20 protein-coding genes are annotated in these 22,244 nt (G+C 72.3%); 4 read left to right on the forward strand and 16 right to left on the reverse strand.

Going from position 1 to position 22,244, the window contains the following annotated elements; genetic code table 11:
* The first annotated feature begins 84 nt into the window (after nucleotides 1-84).
* A complete protein-coding gene (locus ACWCSV_RS12445) occupies nucleotides 85-300 on the forward strand; it encodes a PspC domain-containing protein (RefSeq protein WP_451141508.1) in 216 nt (71 codons plus the stop codon).
* Nucleotides 301-407: 107 nt separating this feature from the next.
* Here ACWCSV_RS12445 and ACWCSV_RS12450 read toward each other — a convergent pair whose 3' ends face one another.
* Together ACWCSV_RS12450 and ACWCSV_RS12455 are read right to left on the reverse strand one after the other, a co-directional pair.
* Entirely contained in the window at nucleotides 408-707 is a 300-nt protein-coding gene (locus tag ACWCSV_RS12450) for a hypothetical protein (RefSeq protein WP_390960444.1), read from the reverse strand.
* A gap of 134 nt (nucleotides 708-841) precedes the next feature.
* A complete protein-coding gene (locus ACWCSV_RS12455) occupies nucleotides 842-1,996 on the reverse strand; it encodes an adenosine deaminase (protein WP_451141272.1) in 1,155 nt (384 codons plus the stop codon).
* A gap of 103 nt (nucleotides 1,997-2,099) precedes the next feature.
* On the opposite strand from ACWCSV_RS12455, the gene ACWCSV_RS12460 reads away from it, so the two are divergent.
* Complete coding sequence (locus ACWCSV_RS12460) at nucleotides 2,100-2,885, forward strand: alpha/beta hydrolase (RefSeq protein WP_451141274.1); 786 nt, start codon at nucleotides 2,100-2,102, stop codon at nucleotides 2,883-2,885.
* A gap of 41 nt (nucleotides 2,886-2,926) precedes the next feature.
* Here ACWCSV_RS12460 and ACWCSV_RS12465 read toward each other — a convergent pair whose 3' ends face one another.
* Both ACWCSV_RS12465 and ACWCSV_RS12470 read right to left on the reverse strand, forming a co-directional pair.
* The gene (locus ACWCSV_RS12465) at nucleotides 2,927-3,607 is read right to left on the reverse strand and encodes a DUF2238 domain-containing protein (protein WP_451141276.1); all 681 of its coding nucleotides are present in this window, start codon (nucleotides 3,605-3,607) and stop codon (nucleotides 2,927-2,929) included.
* 205 nt (nucleotides 3,608-3,812) lie between these two features.
* Complete coding sequence (locus tag ACWCSV_RS12470; protein WP_451141278.1) at nucleotides 3,813-4,766, reverse strand: LysR family transcriptional regulator; 954 nt, start codon at nucleotides 4,764-4,766, stop codon at nucleotides 3,813-3,815.
* A 62-nt stretch (nucleotides 4,767-4,828) separates the two neighbouring features.
* On the opposite strand from ACWCSV_RS12470, the gene ACWCSV_RS12475 reads away from it, so the two are divergent.
* Both ACWCSV_RS12475 and ACWCSV_RS12480 read left to right on the forward strand, forming a co-directional pair.
* A complete protein-coding gene (locus tag ACWCSV_RS12475; RefSeq protein ID WP_451141280.1) occupies nucleotides 4,829-6,181 on the forward strand; it encodes an MFS transporter in 1,353 nt (450 codons plus the stop codon).
* 397 nt (nucleotides 6,182-6,578) lie between these two features.
* Complete coding sequence (locus ACWCSV_RS12480) at nucleotides 6,579-7,652, forward strand: sigma-70 family RNA polymerase sigma factor (protein WP_451141282.1); 1,074 nt, start codon at nucleotides 6,579-6,581, stop codon at nucleotides 7,650-7,652.
* Nucleotides 7,653-7,661: 9 nt separating this feature from the next.
* On the opposite strand, the gene ACWCSV_RS12485 is transcribed toward ACWCSV_RS12480, so the two are convergent.
* The 12 genes from ACWCSV_RS12485 to ACWCSV_RS12540 form a co-directional block, all read right to left on the reverse strand.
* The gene (locus ACWCSV_RS12485) at nucleotides 7,662-7,976 is read right to left on the reverse strand and encodes an STAS domain-containing protein (RefSeq protein ID WP_451141284.1); all 315 of its coding nucleotides are present in this window, start codon (nucleotides 7,974-7,976) and stop codon (nucleotides 7,662-7,664) included.
* 140 nt (nucleotides 7,977-8,116) lie between these two features.
* Nucleotides 8,117-9,394: a thymidine phosphorylase gene (locus tag ACWCSV_RS12490; RefSeq protein ID WP_451141286.1), complete on the reverse strand. Its 1,278-nt coding sequence runs from the start codon at nucleotides 9,392-9,394 to the stop codon at nucleotides 8,117-8,119.
* A 173-nt stretch (nucleotides 9,395-9,567) separates the two neighbouring features.
* Nucleotides 9,568-9,969: a cytidine deaminase gene (locus ACWCSV_RS12495; RefSeq protein ID WP_451141288.1), complete on the reverse strand. Its 402-nt coding sequence runs from the start codon at nucleotides 9,967-9,969 to the stop codon at nucleotides 9,568-9,570.
* Entirely contained in the window at nucleotides 9,966-11,234 is a 1,269-nt protein-coding gene (locus ACWCSV_RS12500) for an ABC transporter permease (protein ID WP_451141290.1), read from the reverse strand. Before ACWCSV_RS12500 ends, ACWCSV_RS12495 begins: the two co-directional genes overlap by 4 nt.
* A complete protein-coding gene (locus ACWCSV_RS12505) occupies nucleotides 11,231-12,343 on the reverse strand; it encodes an ABC transporter permease (RefSeq protein ID WP_451141292.1) in 1,113 nt (370 codons plus the stop codon). Before ACWCSV_RS12505 ends, ACWCSV_RS12500 begins: the two co-directional genes overlap by 4 nt.
* Entirely contained in the window at nucleotides 12,340-13,899 is a 1,560-nt protein-coding gene (locus ACWCSV_RS12510) for an ABC transporter ATP-binding protein (RefSeq protein ID WP_451141510.1), read from the reverse strand. Before ACWCSV_RS12510 ends, ACWCSV_RS12505 begins: the two co-directional genes overlap by 4 nt.
* Before the next feature lie 477 nt (nucleotides 13,900-14,376).
* Nucleotides 14,377-15,444 (reverse strand): BMP family lipoprotein, encoded by a 1,068-nt coding sequence (locus ACWCSV_RS12515; protein ID WP_451141294.1) that lies wholly within the window; start codon nucleotides 15,442-15,444, stop codon nucleotides 14,377-14,379.
* A 494-nt stretch (nucleotides 15,445-15,938) separates the two neighbouring features.
* Nucleotides 15,939-17,189, reverse strand: a complete 1,251-nt coding sequence (locus tag ACWCSV_RS12520) for an amidohydrolase (RefSeq protein WP_451141512.1) — start codon at nucleotides 17,187-17,189, stop codon at nucleotides 15,939-15,941.
* Between the two features lie 322 nt (nucleotides 17,190-17,511).
* On the reverse strand, nucleotides 17,512-18,552 hold the full coding sequence (locus tag ACWCSV_RS12525; RefSeq protein ID WP_451141296.1) for a hypothetical protein: 1,041 nt from the start codon (nucleotides 18,550-18,552) through the stop codon (nucleotides 17,512-17,514).
* An 11-nt stretch (nucleotides 18,553-18,563) separates the two neighbouring features.
* Nucleotides 18,564-19,496, reverse strand: a complete 933-nt coding sequence (locus ACWCSV_RS12530) for an N-acetylneuraminate synthase family protein (RefSeq protein ID WP_451141298.1) — start codon at nucleotides 19,494-19,496, stop codon at nucleotides 18,564-18,566.
* 14 nt (nucleotides 19,497-19,510) lie between these two features.
* Complete coding sequence (locus tag ACWCSV_RS12535) at nucleotides 19,511-20,800, reverse strand: cytidylyltransferase domain-containing protein (protein ID WP_451141300.1); 1,290 nt, start codon at nucleotides 20,798-20,800, stop codon at nucleotides 19,511-19,513.
* 20 nt (nucleotides 20,801-20,820) lie between these two features.
* Entirely contained in the window at nucleotides 20,821-22,203 is a 1,383-nt protein-coding gene (locus ACWCSV_RS12540) for a DUF6716 putative glycosyltransferase (protein ID WP_451141302.1), read from the reverse strand.
* Nucleotides 22,204-22,244 lie beyond the last annotated feature (41 nt).

Below are 22,244 nucleotides of genomic sequence, written 5' to 3' on the forward strand. Positions count from 1 at the left end.
ACCGTCCCCGCCGGTGGAGCGACCATGGATACATCGGGAGCGCCGCAGCGGCTGCTCCCCCGACGGTTCACCGAGGAGCCCACCATGGCCGGATTGGTTCGCCCCACTGACGGACGCATGATCGGCGGAGTGTGCGCGGCGCTGGCACAGCGCTTCGGTACCTCCGCGACGACCATGCGCGTCATCTTCCTGGTCTCGTGCCTGCTGCCCGGACCGCAGTTCCTGGTCTATCTGGCGCTGTGGATCCTGCTGCCCGGGGAGAAGTCCTCGTCGGGCACCACGTCCGCGACGGCCTGGTGACGCGGGTACGACGGGGGACGGCCTTGACGACGGCCGACAGCACGGAGCACGCGGTGGGGCACCCGGCCTGACAGGCCGGGTGCCCCACTGGCGTACGACAGGGCGGGTCAGCCGCCGATCGGCAGGCCGTTCGCGGTCAGGCCCTTGGTCGGCAGACCGCCGAGCAGCTGGGTGACGGGCTTGGCGGCGTCGGTGGCCTTTCCGCCGAGGAGGCTGCCGGTGGTCTCCTTGACCGGGAGGGTCTGGGCGGTGTGGCCGAGGTTCGCCAGCGCGTCGGTGGAGATGGGCAGGGAGCTGCCCGCGTCGAGCGGGAGCGCCGTCGCGGCGGACGCACTGCCGGCGGCGGCAGCGGCGAAAGCCGCGCCGAGAGCGGCGGCACCGATGATGCGGGCGGAGGAGAGCTTCATGACATTCATCCTTGGGGAAAGGGGATGCGAGCGGCTCTGCAAACTAGCCACCCGGCTCCCCGCACCGCAAATGACGCGACACACGGAAAAGGGCCGGGACATGTGTTCCCCGGCCCCTTCCGGAATGTGTTCGCTCAGCTCTGTTCGAGCGAGGAGACGCTGGTCGCGGCGGTCTGGCTGAACAGCCATGCGGACTTCAGTTCGGCGTATCCCGGCTTGATCACATCGTTGATCATCGCGAGACGTTCATCGAAAGGAATGAATGCTGATTTCATCGCATTGACGGTGAACCACTGCATGTCGTCGAGCGTGTATCCGAAAGTCTCGGTCAGCCGCTCGAATTCCTGGCTCATGCTGGTCCCGCTCATCAGACGGTTGTCGGTATTCACCGTGGCGCGGAAGTGCAGGGTACGCAGCAGCCCGATCGGGTGCTCCGCGTAGGAGGGGGCGGCACCGGTCTGGAGGTTCGAGGTGGGGCAGAGCTCCAGCGGGATGCGCTTGTCGCGGACGTAACTGGCGAGGCGGCCGAGCTTGACGGTGCCGTCCTCGGCGATCTCGATGTCGTCGATGATCCGGACCCCGTGGCCGAGCCGGTCGGCGCCGCACCACTGGAGGGCCTGCCAGATCGACGGGAGGCCGAACGCCTCGCCCGCGTGGATGGTGAAGTGGTTGTTCTCCCGCTTGAGGTACTCGAAGGCGTCCAGGTGCCGGGTGGGCGGGAAGCCGGCCTCGGCGCCCGCGATGTCGAAGCCCACGACCCCGGAGTCCCGGTGGCGGTTGGCGAGTTCGGCGATCTCCAGCGAGCGGGCGGCGTGCCGCATCGCGGTGAGCAGGGCGCCGACCCGGATGCGCCGGCCGTCCTCGCGGGCCAGCCGCTCCCCTTCGCGGAAGCCCTCGTTGACCGCAGCCACGACCTCTTCGAGGGTGAGCCCGCCGGTCAGGTGCTGCTCGGGGGCGTACCGCACCTCGGCGTAGACGACGCCGTCCTCGGCGAGGTCCTGGGCGCACTCGGAGGCGACCCGGAAGAGCGCGTCACGGGTCTGCATGACGGCGCAGGTGTGGGCGAAGGTCTCCAGGTAGCGCTCCAGCGAACCGGAGTCGGCCGCCTCGCGGAACCAGGTGCCCAGCTTGTCGGGGTCGGTCTCCGGCAGGTCCTCGTACCCCTGTGCCAGGGCGAGTTCGACGATGGTGCCGGGGCGCAGCCCGCCGTCGAGATGGTCGTGGAGGAGCACCTTCGGGGCGCGGCGGATCTGGTCGGCGTCGGGGACGTCACGGAGCTGGCTCATCATCTGCGCACTCTAGCGCCTACGCGCGTAGATGACCGAGTGAAGATACGTAACAGTGATGGTGAGGACAGGTGGTGTACACCCTCGCTTCTGACAATGTTCCGTTATGGCCATGCGCGCGCTTCCCCTGCCCACCGCACGGCTCGGACGCTCCGTCCGGGCCGCGGGACCGTCCTCGGAGGTCGGTGGTGTCGTCCTGCTGCTCCCGGACGGAGCCGCCGAATCCCATCGCAAGCCGTCCCCGTTCTCCTACGCCGGCCAGCTTCCGTTCGCGCGGGCGCTGGCGCGGGCGGGCCGGGAGGACGGGCTGACGGTGCACGTCCTGCACTACCGCCACCGCGGCTGGAACGCCCAGGACGCCGACCCGGCGGCGGACGCCGGGTGGGCGGCGGACGAGGTGGTACGACGCTACGGGGACGTGCCGGTCTGCCTCGTCGGCCACGGCATGGGCGGCCGGGCGGCACTGCGGGCGGCCGGGCACCCGGCGGTCTCCGCCGTCCTGGCGATGGCCCCCTGGCTGCCGGGGCAGGCCGGGCCCCCCGCGCACACCGCGCCGGAGACGGCGGCCGAGCCGGTGAAACAGCTCGCCGGGCGCCGGGTGCTGATCGTGCACGGCACCAACGACACCCGGACCGACCCCGAACTCTCCTTCCGCCTGGCCTCCCGGGCCAAGAAGGCCAACCGGGACATCTGCCGGTTCGAGGTCCACTCGGACGGGCACGCGCTGCGCCAGCACCGGGCCGAAGTGGTTGCGCTGGCCTCCGACTTCGTCCAGGGCTCGCTCTTCGACCGCTCCTACGCCCGGCCGGTCCAGGACGCGCTGGCCGCACCGCCGCCGCTGGGGCTGCGGATGCCGCTGGCCGCCGGTTTCGGGCGGTCGCTGCGGCACTGAGCGTGCCGCGGGACCGAGCTTGCCGCGGCACGCCGCGCCGGTCAGAGCTTCTCGTGCACCGCGAGGCGGGCGAGGCTGCGGTCGTGCGGGCGGCTGAGGAGGAGCAGGGAGCAGACGGCGCCGATCAGCGCGCAGAACATGTCCCACTGGGTGTCCCACACGTCGCCCTGGGTGGCGAGGAACGAGTCGGCGGCCTGTCCTCCGGTCACGGCGGCCAGCCATTCGAGCATCTCGAAGACGGCGCTGAAGGCGAGGCAGGCGCACACGGTCAGCGGCGGGAGCCAGCGGCTGCCGCGCAGGGGCGAGGTGCGGACGAGGAGTTCCCTGACGAGGATCGCGGGCACGAATCCCTGCATGAGGTGGCCGAGGCGGTCGTACGGATTGCGTTCCAGGCCGAACCAGTCACGCACCCAGTCACCGGCCGGGACCTCGGCGTACGTGTAGTGGCCGCCCACCATGAGGACGAGGGCGTGGACGGCCAGCAGTCCGCAGAGCAGGCCGCTCAGCGGGAACCGCCGGCGCAGCAGGAACAGGACCGGCAGCCCCAGCATCACCCACACGGTTTCCAGCACCCAGGTGCCGGGCTCCTTGGCGCCCACGGCGGACACCGCGAGAGCTACCGCGACGGCGGGCGCGAGAACGGCGGGCAGCAGGCGGCGGGTGCGACCGGTGGCCGACGGGACGTCCGTCGGCAGCTCCTCGGACGGGTGGATGGCGGACATCAGGGGCTCCTCGGGTCGGACGGCTGTCCCGCAGTCCCTGGTGGGTGCGCGACGAATCACGGGACAGCCCTTGGGCTGTGCCGCCATCCTCCGGCGCCCCGTAGAGCCCGCACCTGAGTGCTGATACTCAACGCCCCTGCCTTTCTACCTGGTTGAGCGGGCAAAGGGGCGGGGAGCAGCCTCGCGCCATGGGGTGCGCCGGAGTTCAGTCCGGCAGCAGGTGTCCGCGCCGGGAGATCAGGAACTGCTTGAAGGCGGCGACCGGCGGGGTGTCCGGGTGGCCGTCCAGCCAGGCGACGCCGATCTCGCGGACCGCGCGCGGCGCAGTGACCGTCAGCTCGACGACCCCCGGGCGGGCGACGGCGGGCGGCGGGAGCAGGGCGACGCCGAGCCCGGCGGCGACCAGCCCGCGCAGGGTCTCCGCCTCCTCGCCCTCGAACGCGATCCTGGGCACGAACCCGGCCTCCGCGCACAGGTCGTCGGTGATCCGCCGCAGGCCGTAACCGGGTTCCAGGGTCACGAAGGTCTCGTCGGAGGCCTCCGCGAGGCGGACCCGGCGGCGGGCCGCCAGCCGGTGGTCGTCGGGGACGACCAGCCGCAGCCGCTGCTCGTCGAGCCGGCGGGCCACCAGATCGGGCGCGTCCGGGACCGGCGAGGTGAGGCAGAGGTCCAGCTTCCCCGCACGCAGCCGCTCGATCATCGCCTCGCCGTAGTTCTGCACCAGCTGGAAGCGGACGCCCGGGTGGTCGACGCGGAAGGCGCGGATGAGGGCGGGTACGGTCTCCGAGCCCATGGTGTGCAGGAACCCGAACGCGACCTTGCCGGAGGCGGGGTCGGCGTCGGCCCGTACGGAGTCGGCGGCCTTCTCCACCTCGGCGAGGGCGCGTTCCGCCGAGCCGAGGAAGGTGCGTCCGGCGGGGGTGAGGGAGACGGTCCGGCCCCGGCGGGCGAACAGGGCGACGCCGAGGTCCTGTTCGAGGCGGACCATGGCCCGCGACAGCGTGGACTGGGGCACCCCGAGCTCGTGGGCGGCCCGGGTGACGTGCTCGTGTCGGGCGACCGCCTCGAAGTACGCGAGCCGGGGCGCGAGGACCGCGCGAATGTCTTCTTCGTAACTGCTCGGTGACAGTCGGGGCTGTGAGCTGCGGTCATGCACCATGGGAACGATTATCGCGGTTTCATGCATTGGACGCATCAAACGCACCGGCCTACCGTCGAACCATGCCTCCTGCCGATACCGGGGCATCCACCGTCGTGGTGGGTGCCTCCGCACAGCCCGCTCCGCACACCTCCGCTCCGCAGGCCTCCGCTCCGGCCGCGGCCGAACCGGCCGCCGCCCCGGGCGACACGCGACTCGACCCCGGCCGTCCCGGCTACCGCCGTATGAGCTTCGGGCTCTTCGCCGCCGGCGTCGCGACGTTCGCCCTCCTCTACTCCACCCAGGCCCTGCTGCCCTCGGTCTCCGCGTCGTTCGGCGCCTCGGCCGGGCAGGCGAGCTGGACGGTCTCCGCCGCGACGGGGGCGCTGGCGCTCGCCGTGCTGCCGCTGAGCGCGCTCTCCGAGCGCTTCGGCCGCCGCCAGATGATGACCGCCTCGCTGACCATCGCGGTCACGGTCGGCATGCTGGTGCCGTTCGCCCCCTCGCTCGGCTGGCTGATCGCCCTGCGCGCGGTGCAGGGCGCGGCGCTGGCCGGGCTGCCCGCCTCCGCGATGGCCTTTCTCGCGGAGGAGGTCCGGCCCAAGGCGCTGGTCGCCGCGATCGGGCTGTTCGTGGCGGGCAACAGCATCGGCGGCATGAGCGGCCGCATCCTGACCGGCTGGATCGCCCAGCTCTGGGGCTGGCGGGTCGCGCTCGGCGCGGTCGGTCTGCTGGCAGTGGGGTGCGCGGTCGCGTTCCACCTGCTGATGCCCCGGGCACGGCACTTCGTCCCCGGCTCGCTCAACCCGAAGGCGCTGGTACGGACCGTCGGCGGGCACCTGGCCGATCCGCTGCTGCGCCGGCTCTTCCTCATCGGCGGGCTCTTCATGACGGTGTTCGGCGCCGTCTACACGGTCATCGGCTACCGGCTGGTGGAGGCGCCGTTCGACCTCCCCCAGGGTGTGGTCGGTTCGATCTTCCTCGTCTACCTGGTCGGTACGGTCTCCTCCGCCGCGGCGGGCCGTCTGGTCGGCCGGCTCGGCCGCCGGGGCGCGCTCTACCTCGCGGTCTCCACCACCGCCGCCGGGCTGCTGCTCTCGCTCGCCGACCAGCTGGCCGCGGTGCTGCTGGGCCTGGTCCTGATCACCGCCGGGTTCTTCGCCGGCCACGCGGTCGCCTCCTCCTCGGTGAGCCGTACGGCCACCACGGGCCGCGCCCAGGCGTCGGCGCTCTACCAGTCCTCGTACTACCTCGGCTCCAGCGCGGGCGGCACGCTCGGCGCGGTGGCCTTCCACGCGGGCGGCTGGACCGGCACGGTCGGGCTCGGACTGCTCGCGGTGCTCGGTGTCGCCTCCGTGACGCTGTACGGGTCGCGGTGCGCGCGGGCCGAGCGGAAGGCCCACCCGCAGCACGCGGCGATGGCCGTCGCCCGCTGAGCCGTTGGCCCCGGCCCCGGCCCCGGCCCCGCCGAACCGGTCCCGGAACAGGGCCCGTTCCCGCACTCCCCTCCGCCCGTGCCGCAGGTGCCCGACCTGCCGCAGGTGGAGGGGAGTCGGCGTATCGGGAGGGAACCGGGGGCGCCGGGACCCGCGCCCGCCCCGCCCGCCGGCGCCGGCCCGGGCGATCGCGCCGACATGCGCCCCACCGGCACGAAGGCATACTGGAAGCTGCTCACGAACGGCGACGACGTCCGCGTCCACGGGGCGCGCGGGGTCCACGGGCGGCGCGCGGCCCGGAGCCTGAGCGGTTGTGCGCTTCCCGCCCGCGTGTGCGTGCGCTGCGGTAGCTTCCTGACTGCGGGGGGCGGTGTCACAGCGCGACAGGGGTAGAGCGATGGGTGATCTCACGACGGCGGCCGCGGAGGAAGCGGCGGTGCACGGCGTGGAGGGGGTGGCGGACGCGGAGGCTCGGAGCGTCGAGAGCCGGCTGGAGGGGCACCGGGTCGAGCTGACCGGGTACTGCTACCGGATGCTCGGTTCGGCGTTCGAGGCCGAGGACGCGGTCCAGGACACGATGGTGCGCGCCTGGCGCAACTTCGAGAAGTTCGAGGGGCGTTCGTCGCTGCGCTCGTGGCTGTACCGGATCGCGACCAATGTCTGCCTGGACATGCTGACGGCGGGCAACAAGCGTGCCCGGCCGGTCGATCTGTCCGGCCCGACCCCGCTCGCGCAGGCCGCGCTCAACCCGCTGCCGGAGAACACCTGGCTGGAGCCGATGCCGGACGGCCGGGTCCTGCCGTCGCCCGCCGACCCGGCGGAGGCGGCCGTGGCGCGCGAGTCCGTGCGGCTCGCCTTCGTCGCGGCGCTCCAGCACCTGCCCCCGAAGCAGCGGGTGGTGCTCATCCTGCGCGAGGTGCTCGCGTGGAAGGCGTCCGAGGTCGCCGAGCTCCTCGACACCTCCGTCGCCTCGGTGAACAGCGCACTCCAGCGGGCCCGCGCCACCCTGGCCGAGGCCGGGGAGCGCGGCCCGGACACCGCCGACCCGCTCGACGAGGAGCAGCGCAAGCTGCTGGAGCGGTACGTCGCCGCGTTCGAGGGGTACGACATGAAGGCGCTCACCGCGCTCCTCCACGAGGACGCCGTGATGACCATGCCGCCGTTCGACCTCTGGCTCCAGGGGCACGACGACATCACCGGCTTCATGCTCTCCATCGGTGCGAGCTGCGCGGGCTCCCGGCTGGTGGCGACCGTCGCCAACGGCACTCCGGCCTTCGCCCACTACAAGCCGAACCCGGACGGGCCCGGGTTCGTGCCGTGGGCGGTGCAGATCATCGACATCCAGGACGGTGCGATCACGGGGATGCACTGCTTCCTGGACACCCCGCGCTGGTTCCCGCTGTTCGGGCTGCCGGACGCGCTGGACGCCGACGGGAAGGCAACCGCCGGGAAGGCAGCCGCCGGGGAGTGACCGCGCGTCTCAGGGCGCGTCGGTGATGCCCGCCAGGTCGGCCAGCCCCACCAGGTCCAGCAGGGTGCGCAGTTCGGGCGGTGTGCCGCGCAGCCGCAGCGGGCCCCGGCCCGCCCGGCGGACGGTGAGGGAGAGCCGGGCGAGCGCCTCCACGACGGTGAGGCCGGGGCGGACCACCCCCGTCAGGTCGCACTCCACCGGGGCGGCGGCCTGCTCGGGGGCGGCCAGGAGCCGGTCGAGTGCGGCACAGAGCTCGGGTACGTCGGCGCGGGCGATCCGGCCCGCGACGACGAGGGTGACCGGGGGTGTGGCTTCCACACCCATGAGACCGTCCCCGCCGCCACAACTCATCGGTGCCGGCGGACCGGTTCCAACGCCAGGGCCCGCACAGGGCGGAAACGGTGGCCCGCCGGCACGGGGAGGTCCGTGTCGGCGGGCCGCCGTCGCGTGCTCCGGCCCGGTGGTTACGCGATGCGCTCGCGCACCACGGGGGGCGCGGTGAAGTCCGTACCGGCCGGGGCGATGTCGTACGCGCCCGGCAGCGCGTCGAGGGCGTAGGAGAACTTCTCCGGGGTGTCCGTGTGCAGGGTCAGCAGCGGCTGGCCGGCGGTGACGGTGTCGCCGGGCTTGGCGTGCAGCTCGACCCCGGCGCCCGCCTGCACCGCGTCCTCCTTGCGGGCGCGGCCGGCGCCGAGGCGCCAGGCGGCGATGCCGATGTCGTAGGCGTCGAGCCGCGTCAGCACGCCGGAGGCGGGGGCGGTGACGACGTGGCGCTCGCGGGCGACCGGGAGGGCCGCGTCGGGGTCGCCGCCCTGGGCGGAGATCATGCGGCGCCAGACGTCCATCGCGGAGCCGTCGGCGAGCGCCTTCTCGGGGTCGGCGTCCTTGAGGCCCGCCGCGTCGAGCATCTCGCGGGCGAGCGCCAGGGTGAGGGCGACGACGTCCCTGGGGCCGCCGCCGGCCAGTACCTCGACGGACTCGCGGACCTCCAGGGCGTTGCCCGCCGTGAGGCCGAGGGGGGTGGACATGTCGGTGAGCAGGGCGACCGTGCGGACGCCGCTGTCGGTGCCGAGGGCAACCATGGTGGAGGCGAGTTCGCGGGCGTCCTCGATGGTCTTCATGAAGGCGCCGCTGCCGACCTTCACGTCGAGGACGAGCGCGCCGGTGCCCTCGGCGATCTTCTTCGACATGATCGAGCTGGCGATCAGCGGGATCGCCTCGACGGTGCCGGTGACGTCGCGGAGCGCGTAGAGCTTCTTGTCGGCGGGGGCGAGGCCGTCGCCCGCCGCGCAGATGACGGCGCCGGTGATACCGAGGACGCTCAGCATCTCCTCGTTGGAGAGGTGGGCGCGCCAGCCGGGAATGGACTCCAGCTTGTCGAGGGTGCCGCCGGTGTGGCCGAGGCCCCGGCCGCTGAGCTGCGGGACGGCAGCGCCGCAGGCGGCGACCAGCGGGGCGAGCGGCAGGGTGATCTTGTCGCCGACTCCGCCGGTGGAGTGCTTGTCGGTGGTGGGGCGGGAGAGCGCGGAGAAGTCCATCCGCTCGCCGGAGGCGATCATCGCGGCGGTCCAGCGGGCGATCTCCGTACGGTTCATGCCGTTCAGCAGGATCGCCATGGCCAGGGCGGACATCTGCTCGTCCGCGACCTCGCCGCGGGTGTACGCGTCGATGACCCAGTCGATCTGTTCGGGGGTCAGTTCGCCGCGGTCCCGCTTGGTGCGGATGACGGAGATGACGTCCATGGGATTCCTTCCGGCAGGGAAGCTCGATCATGAGGGCGCGGGTCGCGCGGGGCAAGAGGACGGACCCGCCCGACTCTACGCGCATAGAGGCGGGACACGGAGGTGGCCCTCCCGACGCGCGGGAGGGCCACCGGAGTTGAGGGGTGCGGCCTCGGAGGCCGCCCGGCGGACTCTCAGGCCAGGTTCTGCGGACCGAAGGCCTGGGGCAGCATCTCGTCGAGGGTGCGCAGCCCGTCCGGGGTCTCCAGGACGAGGTCCGGGCCCCCGAACTCGTACAGCAGCTGTCGGCACCGGCCGCACGGCACCAGGATCTCGCCCGAGCCGTCCACGCAGGTGAAGTGGGTCAGCCGGCCGCCGCCGGTGGCGACGAGCTCGGAGACCAGCCCGCACTCGGCGCAGAGGCCGATGCCGTACGAGGCGTTCTCGACGTTGCAGCCGGCGACGGTGCGGCCGTCGTCGACCAGGGCGGCGGCACCGACCGGGTAGCCGGAGTACGGGGCGTACGCCCGGGACATCGCGTCCCGGGCCGCCTTCCGCAGCCCTTCCCAGTCGGCCGCGGCCGCCGGGGTCGTCACTTGCCCTGGCCCTTGAAGTACGGCATGCCGTCCGCCTTGGGCATCCGCAGCCGCTGCGCGGAGAGCGCGAGGACCAGCAGCGTCGCCACGTACGGGGCGGCGTCCACGAACTGGCTGGGCACCTCGTCGGTGAGCGCGTACCAGACGAAGAGCCCGGCGGAGAAGACCGCCGAGACCGCCGCGCCGATGTACTTGCGCCGCACCAGCTGCCAGATCACCGCGGCGACCAGCAGGATCGCCAGGAAGAGCAGCACCGCGTGGACGTTCTCGGCGCCGCCGCGCAGCTTGAGGCTGTCGGTGAAGCCGAAGAGTCCGGCGCCGAGCGCCATGCCGCCGGGCATCCAGTTGCCGAAGATCATCGCGGCGAGACCGATGTAGCCGCGCCCGCCGGTCTGGCCCTCCTGGTAGATGCCGGTGGAGACGATCGCGAGGAACGCGCCCGCCAGGCCCGCGAGTCCGCCGGAGACGGCGACGGCGATGTACTTGTACGTGTAGACGTTGACGCCGAGCGACTCGGCGGCCACCGGGTTCTCGCCGCAGGAGCGGAGCCGCAGGCCGAAGGCGGTGCGCCAGAGCACCCACCAGGTGGCCGGGACCAGCAGCAGCGCCACCACGGTCAGCAGCGACAGGTGGGTGACCACACCGCCGATGATCCCGGCGAGGTCGGAGACGAAGAACCAGTGGTGGGCCTGGATGTCGGCCATCCAGTCGGAGAGCCCGGGGATCGTGATGTCGGTGATCTCGTCGATGCGCGGGGACTGCTTCGACGAGCCGCCCTCCGCCTCGGCGAAGGTGTAGTTCGACAGGTAGCGGGTGACGCCCACCGCGAGGATGTTGATCGCCACACCCGAGACGATGTGGTTGACCTTGAACGTCACGGTCATCACCGCGTGCAGCAGGCCGCCGAGGGCGCCGCCCACGATGCCCATCAGGACGCCGGTCCACGGGCCCCACTGGTAGCCGGCCCAGGCGCCGAACCAGGTGCCGAGGATCATCATGCCTTCGAGGCCGATGTTGACGACACCGGCGCGTTCGGCCCACAGGCCGCCGAGCCCGGCGAGGCCGATCGGCACGGCGAGCTGGAGCGCGCCGGACACCTGGCCGATCGAGGTCAGGTCGTCCGCGCCGCTGATGACGCGGGTCAGGGAGAAGAGCGCCAGACCGGCCGCGGCGATCAGGAGGACGACCGGCAGGCTCAGCCTGCGCCTGCCGCCGCTCTTGCCGGGCGCGGTGGTGGCGGTGGACGTCGTCGGGACGGTGCTCATGCCGCTGCTCCCTCACGGTTCTCGCGGGCCTGGGCGGCGAGTTCCTCGCCGACCTTCTGCTGCTGTCGGCGGAGCCCGTACTGGCGGACAAGTTCGTAGGAGACGACGACGGAGATCACGATCAGCCCCTGCATGATCATGGCGATCTCCTGCGGGTACCCGTACTGGTCCAGGGACGCGGAGGTCTTCTCCAGGAAGGACATCAGCAGGGCGGCGAAGAACATGCCGACCGGGTTGTTGCGGCCGAGCAGGGCGACGGTGATGCCCATGAAGCCGACGCCGGCGGGGAAGCTCAGGTTGTACGTGTGGCTCTGGCCGAGCAGGATCGGCATGCCGACCAGGCCGGCGACCGCGCCGGAGATCAGCATGGCCGTCAGCACCATCCGCTTGGCGTCGACACCGCTGGCCCGGGCGGCGCTCTCGCTGGCGCCGGTGGCGCGCAGGTCGAAGCCGAAGCGGGTGCGGCCGAGGACGAACCAGTAGACGACGCCGAGCGCGAAGGCGACGAAGGTGAAGCCGTAGATCGTGCCGCCGTCGCCCGCGTCCAGGCCGGGGAACCAGCCGGAGGAAGCGATCTCGCCGGTGTTGAGGTCGTTGGAGCCGGCCGCCTGCACACCGAAGTTGTCCGTCAGGATCAGCCAGGCGATCAGGCTCGTCGCGATGGCGTTCAGCATGATCGTGGAGACGACCTCGCTCACGCCCCGCAGGGTCTTGAGGAGGCCGGCGATGCCGGACCAGAACGCGCCGACCGCCATCGCGGTGACGAGGATCAGCAGGATGTGCAGCGGACCCGGCAGGGTCACCGAGGCACCGACCACGGCCGCGACCATCGCGGCGAGCCGGTACTGGCCGTCGACGCCGATGTTGAAGAGGTTCATCCGGAACCCGACGGCGACGGCGAGCGCGGCGAGGTAGTAGGTGCCGGTCTGGTTGACGATCAGCACCTGTACGTCGACGTACTGGGCGTTGTCGAACATCAGCCGGAACGGCTCGAAGGGGCTGTTGCCGGAGAGCAGCAGCACCAGCGCGGTGAGCAGGAACGCCACCACCAGGGCGAGCGCCGGGCCGGCGACGCCCAGGAGCAGCCGGTCCCTGTCGAACTTCTTCATCGGCTCTCACCGTTCTCGTCGTGCGCGATGTGGCCGGAGGCCGCGCCGGTCATGGCGGTGCCCAGCTCCTCCGGCGTGATGCTCGCGGGGTCGGCGTCCGCGACCAGCCGGCCCCGGTACATGACGCGCAGCGTGTCGGACAGGCCGATCAGCTCGTCCAGGTCGGCCGAGATGAGCAGCACGGCGAGGCCCTCCCGGCGCGCTTCGCGGATCTGGTCCCAGATCTGCGCCTGCGCGCCGACGTCCACACCGCGGGTGGGGTGGGCGGCGATGAGCAGCTTCGGCCGGTGGCTCATCTCACGGCCGACGATCAGCTTCTGCTGGTTGCCGCCCGAGAGGGAGGCCGCGGTGACGTCGATCCCGGGGGTGCGCACGTCGTACTCGCGCACGATCCGCTCGGTGTCGGTACGGGCGGCCTTCAGGTCGAGGAACACGCCCCGGCTGTTGGGCTTCTCGGTGACGTGGCCGAGGATGCGGTTCTCCCAGAGCGGGGACTCCAGCAGCAGCCCGTGGCGGTGCCGGTCCTCGGGGATGACGCCGAGGCCGCCCTCGCGGCGCTTGCGGGTCGAGACGTGCGAGATGTCGGCGCCGTCCAGGGTGATGGTCCCGGCGTCCGGGTCGCGCAGACCGGTGAGCGCCTCGATCAGCTCGCTCTGGCCGTTGCCCTCGACACCGGCGATGCCGAGGACCTCGCCCTTGTGGATGGTGAAGCCGATGCCGTCGAGGACCTCGCGGATCACGCCGTCGGAGTCGGTCGCGGTGAGCCGCAGGGCGTCGACGGTGAGCATGGGCACGTCGGTGACGGTCGATTCGCGGGTCTCCGGCGAGGGCAGCTCGCTGCCGACCATCAGCTCGGCGAGCTGCTTGGTCGTCGCGGTGCGCGGGTCGGCGGTGCCGACGGTGGTGCCCCGGCGGATGACGGTGATCTCGTCGGCGACGGAGAGCACCTCGCCGAGCTTGTGCGAGATGAAGATGACGGTCAGGCCCTCGGCCTTGAGCTCGCGCAGGTTGGCGAAGAGCGCGTCGACCTCCTGCGGGACGAGCACCGCGGTGGGCTCGTCGAGGATGAGGGTGCGGGCGCCGCGGTAGAGGACCTTGAGGATCTCCACCCGCTGGCGGTCGGCGACGCCGAGGTCCTCGACGAGGACGTCGGGGCGGACGCTGAGACCGTAGGCGTCGGAGATCTCCAGGATCTTCTTCCGGGCCGCGCCCCCGATGCCGTGCAGCTTCTCCGCGCCGAGCACGACGTTCTCCAGGACGGAGAGGTTGTCGGCGAGCATGAAGTGCTGGTGCACCATGCCGACCCCGCGCGCGATGGCGTCGGCGGGGCTGCTGAAGCTGACGGTCTCTCCGTCGATCGCGATGGTGCCCTCGTCCGGCTTCTGCATGCCGTAAAGGATCTTCATCAGGGTCGACTTGCCGGCGCCGTTCTCGCCGATGAGCGCGTGCACGGTGCCCTTGGCGACGGTGATGTCGATGTCGTGGTTGGCGACGACGCCGGGGAAACGCTTGGTGATGCCGCGGATTTCTACGGCAGGAGGGCTGGACGCGTTGATGACGCACTCTCCTTGGCGGGGAAGGAGCGGAGCACGGCTGCCGGGGATGACGGGGCCGTACGAGCAGGGGCCGGGGGCGAAGCTACCGCGCCCGAGGGTGCTCAGGGGTCTGTGCCGAGTTCTGGGCCGGATCAGTGAGCGGCGTCGTGCGGCTTCGTCTCCACGGCGGAGAAGGGAGCGGGGGCGGAGCCCTCGCGACCGACGACAACGCCGGAGACGGAGTCGCACGACACCGCGAGCCCGGCCCGGAACTCGATACGGGCCCTGCACGCGTAGCGTTGCCGAACAGAAAGATCCCGGACGGCGGAACGCGATCCGGGGCCGGGGAGGCCGGCGTGCGCCGTTCTCCCCGGTCCCGGAATCATAGGGTTCCGCGCCCGGGCACTTGCGGGCGCACCCGTGAGGGCACGTCCCGAGTACGTGCGGGCTCACCCGTGACGGGGTGGCGGGGGCCGCCGCCCGTCACGGGTGCGGCCGTCACGGGGTGGTCTTGACCGTGATCTTGCCGGCGATGATGTCGGCCTTGGCCTTCTCGATCGCGGCGGTGACGTCCGTCATCTTGGTGAAGGCCGGGTTGGAGGCCGCGAGGCCCACGCCGTCCGTGTCCAGGCCGGCGCGGATCTCGCCGGTCTCCGGCTTGCCGTCCTTGACCGACTTGATCAGGTTGAAGACCGAGTCCGCGACGTCCTTGGTGACCGACGTCAGGATGTAGTCCTTGTAGTCGGCGAGGCCGGCCTGGTTGTACTGGTCGGAGTCGACGCCGATGGACCACTTCTTGGCCTTGGAGGTGACCTCGATCGCGCCGGAACCGGCGAGGCCGGCGGCGGAGTAGATCACGTCGGCGCCGGCGTCGAGCTGGCCCTGCGCGGCGGCCTTGCCGAGGTCCGGCTTGGAGAAGCCCGTGAAGTCCGGAGGCTGGGTCAGGTACTGGACCTTGACGTTGACGCCCGCCTTGGTGTCCTTGACGCCCTGGACGTAACCGGCCTCGAACTTCTTGATCAGCGGGGTCTCGACGCCACCGATGAAGCCGACCGTGTTCGTCTTGGTGACCTTGGCGGCGGCGACGCCGGCGAGGTAGGAGCCCTGCTCCTCGCTGAAGACCAGGTTCGCGGTGTTCTTGGTGGGCTTCGAGCTGTCGTCGATGATCCCGAACGTGGTGTTCGGGAACTTCGCGGCGACCTCGGCGATGGCGTTGGCGTAGACGAAGCCGACACCGATGACCGGGTTGTTGCCGCCGCGCGCGAGCTCGGTCAGGCGCTGGATCTTGTCCGCGTCGCTCTCGCCCTCGGAGGGCTCGGCCTCGACGCCCTTGAAGCCGAGCTCCTTCGTGGCCTTCTCCAGGCCCGCGTAGGCGGCGTCGTTGAACGACTGGTCGCCGCGGCCACCGATGTCGTAGGCGAGGGCGGTCTTGCCGCTGGAGGACGAGCCGCTGCTGCTGTTGCTGCTGCTGCCCTCGGAAGACGTCTTACCGCCACAAGCCGTGACGGACAGCGCGAAAGCCGCGGACGCAATGCCCACGGTGGCGATCCTGGTGATCCGGCGCACTGGGAGGCTCCTTAAAAACCTGACCGAAAGCGCCACTCCGGCGCTGGGTTCGCGGCGATCGTAACGCGCGTAGATGTCAGTTAAAGACACGTTCACCGGTCGTTATCGGATCGTCGTGAAGACTTTTGGTCACATCGCACCACCTGACACACCGGCACATTCAGGACGGATGTCCCTCCCCGTGGGCTCCTTCGGGCACCTGCGGACCCCGACGGGCACCGAGGGCCCTCTATACGGACATCGGTGGACATCGGGGAGACATCAGGGGGAAACATGCCGGGAACGCCCGGAAAGGGGACGCGGGATGACGCGGACCCGACGCGGACCCGGCGTGAGACGACGCGGGAACTGACGCGAGGGGCCGCGGGACCTGACGCGAGGGGCCGCGGAGCTCGCGCCTCCCGGCCGGGCCCCCCGGGGGCACCGCCTCGCGCCCTCCCGGCCGGGCCCCCCGGGCCACCGCCTCGCGTCCCCCCGGCCGGTACTCCGGGTCCCTACCTCGCGCCGTTGAGCAGGGCGGCGGCGGTGAACAGTTCGACCCCGACGGTGATCGCCTCCTCGTCCACGTCGAAGTCGCCCCGGTGCAGGTCCAGGCCCCGGGTGTCGCCGTGCGCCCGGACGCCGAGGCGGGCCATGGCCCCCGGCACGTGCTCCAGGTACCAGGAGAAGTCCTCGCCGCCGAGGCTCTGCTCGGTGTCCTCGATCGCGTACGGTCCGCGGCGCTCGGTCATCGCGGCGTCGAGCAGCCCGATGGAGGCGGCGTCGTTGACGACGGGCGGCACGCCCCGGACGTAGTTGATGACGGTCTTGGCGCCGTGCGTGGTCGCGATCTCGTCGACGGCCGCGTGCACCAGGTCGGGGGCGTCCCGCCAGGCCTTCAGGTCGAGGCAGCGGACCGTCCCGGAGAGCTCGGCGTGCTGCGGGATCACGTTGCAGGTGTGCCCGGTGTGCAGCCGGCCCCAGGTGACGGCGAGACCGGAGCGGGCGTCGACCCGGCGGGCGAGCAGCGCGGGCACGTCCACGGCGACGCGGGCGGCGGCGGTGACCAGGTCGGTGGTGAGGTGCGGGCGGGCGGTGTGGCCGCCCGCGCCGTCCAGAGTGACTTCGAGCCGGTCGCAGGCGGAGGTGATGGCCCCGATCCGCAGCCCGATCTTGCCGACGTCCACCTTGGGGTCGCAGTGCACGCCGATGATCCGGCCGACGCCCTCCAGGACCCCGGACTCGATGGCGTCGGGGGCGCCGCCGGGCAGCACCTCCTCGGCGGGCTGGAAGATCAGTCGTACCGCGTGCGGGAGTTCGCCCCGGCGGTCGAGTTCGGCGAGGACCAGACCGGCGCCGAGGACGGTGGTGGTGTGCACGTCGTGGCCGCAGGCGTGCGCGCGGTCGGGGACGGTCGAGCGGTAGGGGACGCCCGCCTTGGCGTCCGGGATGGGCAGCGCGTCGATGTCCGCGCGCAGGGCCAGCATCGGCGTCTCGCCGTCCCACCGCCCCACGTCGCACATCAGGCCCGTCCCGGTGGTGAGCACACGGGGGGCCAGCCCGGCCTGCTCCAGCCGCGCCTTGATGGCGGCGGTGGTGCGGAACTCCTGGTTGCCGAGCTCGGGGTGCATGTGGAGATCGCGGCGGAAGGCGATCAGCTCGGCCCGGAGCTCTTCGGAGAGCGTGCCGGGCAGAGAGGCTGCCCGGACCGGTGAGCCACCGGCCGGTTCACCGTCGGCGTGGACGAGGGACGCGCGGGACTTCAACTGGTTCACCCATCGAAGGTTATGCCTACGGACCCTCCGATCGGACATGGATCAACAAAACTTCAGCACCTCGGATGAATATGAAACGGCGCGGAAACGTGTGGGCCGTACGCCCGATGGGTACACTCCGTCATTTTTCCTGTTTGCGCCGTACGGGTGGGTCCGAGGGCCCGTACGGCGTACGTACGGCCGGGGGCTCCCGGGCCGGTACGACGAACGGCGTACGGGCGGTGAGCCGCGTACGCCGCCGGGGCCGGTTCCGCCAGGGCCGGTCGGGCCAGTGCCCGGTTCTCCCGTGCCGGGGAGCGTCGGTGGGCCGGGGTCAGGGGGCCGCCGGCGGGGCGAAGGCCAGCCGGTGCACGTCCCGGGCGGTCTCGGTGACGCCCGAGAGGAAGCCCTGCGCGCGCGGGGACGCCGAGTCCCGCAGCCACCGGGGGTCGATGTCGCAGACCGCGACCCTGACCCCGGTGCCCGCCAGCGCGAGGGGCAGCGTGTGCACCACGGTGGAGGGGAAGCTCAGCACGGTACGGCCGATGGGGCCGCGCCGGGCGATGAGCTCCAGCGGGAGGTCCGGGCGGACGATCTCCAGGCCGGTGGCGGCTTCCAGGGCGTGGAGCTTGCCGGTCGCCTCACGGCGGTGGGCGAAGTAGCGGGTGGCGCCGTGGGTACGGGCGAGGGCCGCCACCGCCTCCTGGTACGGCACCGCCTCGACCACGCCGGTCTCCACCAGGGAGGTGCCGACGATGTCCGCGCCCTTGGTCAGACGCGGCGGGCCGAAGCGGGCGCGGGTCCAGGAGAAGGTGTTGGCGGTGACCTCGACCCCGGCGGGGGCTTCGACCGGCATCGCGGTGAACACCTCGACGCGGTGCCGGTCCGAGGGGACGAACCGGCGGCGCGCGGAGGCGGTGACCGGCGCGAGCAGCAGCTCGCGCGGTCCCTTGCTCCCCTTGCGGTGCCAGCGCACCAGCCGCTCGCCGCGGGCGAGCTGCGCCACGAACTCCATCGTGGCGGTGCCGTCGTCGACCACCGTGAGCCGGCCCGTCCGCACGATGCTCAGCAGGAGCTGTACGTAGCGGGAGAACGGGTCGCCGATCACGACGTGGTCGGCCCTGCGCACCAGCCCGACGAGGGCGCGCAGCGTCTTGAGCGGGGTGCCCTGTTCGCCGCGCGCCTCCTGCCAGCGCACGGTGATGCCCTCGTCGCGGGCCAGGTCAGCCATCCTGCGCAGCTGGCCGCGCGACATCGGGTCGACCGGGGGGAGGACGACGACCGTGGTGACGGCCGGCGCCTCCTCCCCCATGGCATGGGTCCACTCCAGGACGTTCAGGAGCTGGACCGGGCTCTCGACGAAGGCGAGATTCACCGGAGGTCGTCTCAGACCGCGGCCGGCTCGGCGGCCGTCGCGCTCTCGGCCTCGGCGACGACGCCCGCGACGCGGCGGAGCTTCTTCATCGGGCCGAGCTCCGACGCGTAGACCTTCTTGACGCCGTCACCGAGGGACGCCTCGATGGTGCGGATGTCGCGGACGAGGCGGGCGAGGCCCTGCGGCTCGACGGACGCGGCCTGGTCGGAGCCCCACATGGCGCGGTCCAGGGTGATGTGGCGCTCGACGAAGGTGGCGCCGAGGGCGACGGCGGCCAGCGTGGTCTGGAGGCCGGTCTCGTGGCCGCTGTACCCGATCGGGACGTTGGGGTACTCGGCCTGCAGCGTGTTGATGACGCGGAGGTTGAGCTCCTCGGCGACCGACGGGTACGTCGACGTGGCGTGGCACATCAGGATGTTGTCGCTGCCGAGGACCTCGACCGCGTGGCGGATCTGCTTCGGGGTCGACATGCCGGTGGAGAGGATGACGGTGCGGCCGGTGGCGCGCAGGGCGCGGAGCAGCTCGTCGTCGGTGAGGGAGGCGGAGGCGACCTTGTGGGCCGGGACGTCGAACTTCTCCAGGAAGGCGACGGCCTCGGTGTCCCACGGGGAGGCGAACCAGTCGATGCCCCGCTTGGCGCAGTGCTCGGCGATGGCGTGGTACTCGTCCTCGCCGAACTCGACGCGGTGGCGGTAGTCGATGTACGTCATCCGGCCCCAGGGGGTGTCGCGCTCGATGTCCCACTGGTCGCGCGGGGTGCAGATCTCCGGGGTGCGCTTCTGGAACTTGACGGCGTCGCAGCCGGCGTCGGCGGCCACGTCGATCAGGGCGAGGGCGTTGTCCAGCTCGCCGTTGTGGTTGATGCCGATCTCGCCGGTGATGTACACGGGCCGGCCGGGGCCGGCGGTGCGGGTACCGAAGCTGCGCAGGCGGGAGTCGCTCATGGTGAGGGTGTTCCTTACTTGGTGGTGATCGTGGGGGTGTTGACGGTGGGGGTGGTGCCTGTGGGGGTGGTGGTGGCTGTGTGTGCACCGGCCCGGGTGCGGGCCAGTTCGGGGCCGAGGAGCCAGCCCGCGATCTCGCGCACCGCCCCCTGGCCGCCGGGGGTCCGGGTGACGGCGCGTGCCGCGGTCCGTACCGAGTCGTGGGCGCTCGCGACCGCGACGGGCCAGCCCGCCAGGGCGAAGCAGGCCAGGTCGTTGACGTCGTTGCCGGCGTAGAGGACCCGGTCGGGGCTGACGCCCCGCTCGTCGCACCACTGCTTGAGCGCGAGGTCCTTGCGGTCGATGCCGTGCAGCACGGGGACCTGGAGCTTGCGGGCGCGGGCGGCGACGACCGGGTTCTGCTCGGTCGACAGGATGAGGACGTCCAGCCCGGCGCGGCGCAGGGCCGCGATACCGAGGCCGTCGCCGCGGTGGACGGCGACCGTCTCGTGGCCGTCCTGGTCGACCATGACCCGGTCGTCGGTCTGGGTGCCGTCGAAGTCGAGCACGACGGCGTCCACGTCCGCGAGGGTCGGCAGCGGGGAGGGGTCGAGGAGCGGGGCGAGCGCGCGGGCGCGGGCCAGGTCGTGCGGGTCGTCGATCTCCAGCACCCGCGCCGGGTCCGTGCGGACCAGCGCGGTGTGGCCGAAGAAGCGGTGGCGGTGGGTACGGAATCCGGCCACGTCCATGGCGTACGCGGCGCCGGTCTCCAGGAGGTCCTGAGGACGGTCCTGGCGGCGCGGGCGGACGGACTTGTCGTGGTTGACGCCGTAGCTGCTCTCCTCGACCGCTTCGCCGTCGCGCCACACGAAGCCGTGGAACGGGGCGACGGTGACGGCGGTGTCGGCGCCTTCGCGGGCGACCGCGCGGGCCACCCCGTCGACGTCCTCGCGGGAGACGAACGGGCTGGTGCACTGGACGAGCAGCACCACGTCGGCGGCGCGGCCGCCGAGCGCCTCGAAGGCGTCGAGCGCGTGCAGCACGGCGGCCTCGCTGGTCGCGGTGTCCCCGGAGATGTCCTCGGGGCGCCGCACGACGTGCACCCGGCCGGGTGCGCCCGCGGTCTCGCCGGCGATCCGGGCGGCCTCGGCGATGGCGGGGTCGTCGGTGGAGACGACGACGTCCGTGACCTCGGTGGATCCGAGGCAGGCGCGGACCGCGCGGGACACCAGGGGGATGCCGCCGACCTGGGCGAGGTTCTTGGCGGGGACGCCCTTGGATCCGCCCCGGGCGGGGATCACCGCGAGGACGGTGGGTGTCGTCATGGATGCTCCTGAAGTGGTGGTCACAGTTCGCCCATCCGCCGGATCACGGGGGCGACGCGCTGGACGCCCTGCCGGTAGGCGCCGCGTGCCGCGTTGCGGACGGTCTCGCGCACCGCGCCCCTGATGCGGCCGGTGGCGACGGGGGCCGCCGCACCGGGCAGCGGCCGGCCGTCGGGGCCGAGGTGGTGGCGGGCGAGGATGCCGGGGAGGTATCCCGGCGCGGTGGCGGGGGTGTAGTAGGGGGCGAGCGGCGGCAGTTCACCGGCGGCGAGCAGGGCACCGACGCGGTCGCGGGCGCCGTCGTAGGCGGTGGCGTACGTGCCGTCGGCGGCGACGCCCTGGCCCGCGAGCCACTCGGGGTCCGGGACGGGGTGCAGGCCGTCGTCGAGCCGGTCCCAGGAGGTGATGAGCCCGGAGCCGACGAAGTGGTGGTTGCCGAGGGTCTCGCGGACGCCGAGGTCGCTGAGGATCGCGGTCGGGATCGACCGGTGCAGCGATTCCAGGGCGGCGGTGGAGGAGACGGTGACGAGCAGGTCGGTGCGGTCGAGTACCTCGCCCATGTGCCCGTACACCAGCTGGAAGTTGGGGGGCAGTCCGCCGGGCAGCCGCTCGGCGAGCCGCTGGTAGGGCAGCTCCTCGATGTGCGTGGTGTGCTCGCCCGGCTTGGAGCGGAGCTTGAGCAGCACCTCGCGGTCGGGGTGCTTGCGGGCGTGCTCGACGAGCCGGCGCAGCAGGTACGTACGGTCGGCGCGGGACGCCGGTACGGAGGGCTGCGCGGCGAACACCACGGTGTCGCGGCCGTCCTGCGCCCGGTGCGGCTCCCCGCCGAGGAACGGCAGGGCCGCCTCGGTGACGGCGCTCGCGTCGGCGCCGACCCCTTCGTACACGGCGCGGAAACGCTCCGCGTCGTGGGCCGAGTTGGCGAGGACGACGTCGGCGCCGTGGCGGAGCAGGAGCCCGTCGGCGAGCTTCTCGTACACGACCCCGACGTAGCCGGTGACGACCACGGGCCTGCGGGGCAGGCCGAGGGCGGCGAGGCCGTGCAGCATCGCCTGGACGCCGCCGCCGACGAGGGCGAGCACGACGACGTCGTACTCCTCCTCGCGCACGGTGTGCAGGAACTCGACGGCGGTGACCTCGCGGACCCGTCCGGCGTCGACGCCGACGTCGCCGACCTCGGCGAGCTGGCGTGCGGTGGGGGTGGCCCGGCCGCGCAGCAGCAGTCCGCTGATCTCGACCGGGCGCTCCGTGACGGAGGTGCCGCCCGCGGCGGTCAGGCGGCGCGCGGTGAGCGCGCCCCATTTCCACCGGGTGTCGGAGTCTGCGAGGACGGCCACCCGGAGCGCCGCGGGGTGCGCGGCGGCTTCCGCGGGTTCGGCCTGGTCATTGGTACGTGGGGGCACGTCCTAGAAGGTAGGAATCCATTTCGTTGAGCGGCCCAACA

The organism is Streptomyces sp. NPDC001770, from assembly GCF_053596135.1.